The 3,196-nt window shown below is 39.8% G+C and carries 3 protein-coding genes; all 3 read left to right on the forward strand.

Annotated features, from left to right (window positions below; all coding sequences use genetic code 11):
* A partial coding sequence (locus tag F6K13_RS25280) for a YCF48-related protein (RefSeq protein ID WP_287288740.1) occupies positions 1–1,939 on the forward strand: 1,939 nt, incomplete at its 5' end.
* 18 nt (positions 1,940–1,957) lie between these two features.
* Entirely contained in the window at positions 1,958–2,356 is a 399-nt protein-coding gene (locus tag F6K13_RS25285; protein WP_240041646.1) for a transposase, read from the forward strand.
* Between the two features lie 80 nt (positions 2,357–2,436).
* Positions 2,437–3,196, forward strand: a 760-nt coding sequence (locus tag F6K13_RS25290) for a glycosyltransferase family 39 protein (RefSeq protein ID WP_287288742.1), incomplete at its 3' end; no start/stop codon positions are given.

Raw genomic sequence — 3,196 nt, forward strand, 5'->3', positions numbered from 1 at the left:
CTCATCAGACAAAGGACTTACCTGGCAAAATACCAGTGAAGGTTTAGATGAACTTGCTATAGACCATATAATCGTTTCACCAACTTCATCAAAGATTGTTCTAGCAAGTATCTCTGATCGACTCTACTTAACTCAAAATTCTGGGGAGAGTTGGCAACAGGTATTCCAAAGTAAAAGTCCTATTGACACTCTTGGTTTTTCTAATGATGGCAAATTAGTCATTGCTACCAATACAAACGAACTCTTGGTCTCTCGCGACAGCGGAGCAACTTGGCAAGCTAGCGATCGCGCTGCATCTGGCCTACCACTAGATAGTCCAATTGTTGCTATTGAGTCTATGCCAGGTGGAGCAGTAGGTTCAATGTCGCTGGCGACGGAAACCCAGGGTATTTTTCAAACCACTGACCAAGGCAAAACTTGGACAAAACAGGCAATTCCGATCGCCAATGAGCTTGTTCAAGATCTCAAAATTATTCCAGGGTCGCAAAATGCACCACAACTGTTTGTTTCCACAGCAAATACTGGATTATTTTACTGGGATGGCCAAGAATGGCAGCCAAGAACTCAGGGACTCATAATTGATCCTCAAGCTAAGGGTATGAAGCAACCTAGCTTTACTGAGCTAGAGTTCTCGACCGATGGCAGCGTGAGTTTCCTAGCAGGTTTTGATGGTCTCTTCAAGTCTGAAGATCAGGGGCAAAAATGGCAAGACTTAGAAACCATACTCAGGAGTACGGTTGTTGCAATGGCAGTTTCTAATAATTCAACTGTGGCGACTGTGGACTACGTTGGCAACATTAATATTAGTAGCGATGGCGGTAAAACTTGGAAGATCGCTCAAAGAGGTCTCCAAGAACCTTGGTTTACTAGAAAGTGGGAATCACTACCACCTAACTACGATCCTCGTCGCTACTTTGATGTTGCTTTTTCTCCAAACTACGATCGAGATCAAACATTATGGGCATCATTTCTCTGGACAAAGGTAGCAAGAAGTCAGGATGGGGGTATCTCCTGGTCAATTGCTTCTATGCCTAAAGAAGAACGTGGACTCACAATAGGTGTTTCTCCAGACTTCTCAAACGATAGGACTGTTTACATCCTAGCTCAGAAGGGTAATGTCTATCGCTCTCAAAATGGAGGTAAAGACTTCTCAAAAGTTGGTCAGGTTCCATCTCTTCAAGGCAACAATGGTCCGTCTATTGCCATATCCCCTAATTTTGCTAGCGATAATACTCTCTATGTAACTGGAGAAAAGGGAATCTACAAGAGTACGGACGGTGGGAAAAACTGGGAAGCAATAAGTGAAAATACAGATTTAGAGAAAGCAATAAAAATGCAGATAGTTATTTCTCCAGACTTTGCACGGGATCAAACTTTATTTGTTAGTACCAGGAGTCGAGGTCTTTTTGAATCACGGAATGGAGGAAAAACTTGGAACCAGCGGCTAACTATACCTGGATTAGGTACTGACTCGCCTGAGTTGGAAGCTATTGCTATTTCACCAAACTATGAAAACGATCAAACACTTGTGTTGGGTGTGCTAGGTCTTGGGTTATACAAAAGTGAAGATGGAGGGCAATCATTCAAACAAATTGCAGATGGTTCATTACCCGTATCAAGAATAGGCAATGTGCCTTCATCAGGAAAGCCAATTGTTTTTTCACCAAACTATGTTAATGATAGGACTATCTACAGCTTTGGTTCAGCCAGTTTGGAAATATTCAAGTTAACAACAGATAATGGAAAGACCAAGGAAACTTTAGCTATTCAAAATTCTGAGTCAATGGCAGAACCAAATTTTCTCAGCAATATTCGGTTAGCTTTATATGTCTATCAAGGTTTATTGAAAAGAGTTTTAGTCTTGTTAGTCGTCGTCATTGTAGTAGGGATCGTTATCTACCTAACGTCAAGAAAACTCAATCGCCGAGGTAAGGTATAACGGTCAAAAATTAGAAACTTGATAGATGAGTTGCACCACAAAACAGCTTTATTTTTGGTTCAAAACTTTGATGTAATTCTGCTTCCAACTTTTGAAGTTTCTCAGATGACAATTTATACTAGCAGAAAGCTCACAAGTAAATCAGTGAGACAAATGTTGAACTGGGGACACTATAGGTTTGAGCTTTTCTTAAAGCATAAAGCTGTTGAATACAACAAAGTAGTTGTAGATGTAAGTGAAGCCTACACTAGCAAAACCGTTAGCTGGAGTGGTGAAATCCTCAACAATTTAGGCGGCAAAAAAGTTGTGACTGGTAATGATGGTTTTCGCCTTGTTCGCAACTTAAACGGAGCGCGTGGAATCTTGATCAAAAGCGTGGTAGAGAAATTTTCTACCACATTGGGAGATACCCCCTAAGTAAGTTAATCTTACTGTGCATTGTTAACAATTGTTAGCAAAATAGTATCGGTTCAGCATTTAAACTATATATCTTAATTTTGGGAAAGGGAACACCTGATATGGAAACAGGAAAGCAAAACAAAAATCTTATTCTATCGCTCTTTAGACGTGAAGTTCATCAGTATCAGCAAACTGAACCCTCTATACCGAACAGTTGGAAAGTTTTGATCGTTGTGATACTGCTATTGCGCATCTTTTTATCTTTCGCCAACTTAGATCAAAAGCCTTATAATGCTGATGAAGTTAGAGGCTTTTATCGAATAGCAGGTTATACCAGAACTCAAATTGTTGAAGAAGTTTTTAATGGGGAAATTATTAGTGCAGAGAAAATCCTCACTTATCAAGTTCCAACATCCGCTAAAGGTTTACCAGATACTATGTCTGCATTAGCGGGTAATTCAGAACATACTCCTCTCTACTACGTCTTATGTCGTTTTGTAATTTCAATTTTTAAAGACCCTTTTGCTGCCAGAGTTTTATCTGTAATATTAGGATTTACTTGTTTGCCTGCTGTTTATTGGCTTTGCTATGAGCTTTTCGGTTCGCGATCGGTAGGGTGGATTGCAGTTGGACTAATTAGTGTATCACCTTATCAAATTCTACTATCTCAGGGAGCCCGTCAGTATAGTCTTTTTGGACTTGCTACTTTAATCTGTACCATAGCACTTCTACGTGCTATGAGGAAAAATGATAAACTAAGTTGGGTAATTTGCACGCTGACTTTCATCTTCGGTTTCTATTCACACCTGTTTTTTGTATTTGTTGCTTTTGGTTACTGCTTGTATATACTTTCGCTTG

The organism is Okeania sp. SIO2B9, assembly GCF_010672505.1.
GTDB classification, from domain to species: Bacteria; Cyanobacteriota; Cyanobacteriia; order Cyanobacteriales; family Microcoleaceae; genus Okeania; species Okeania hirsuta.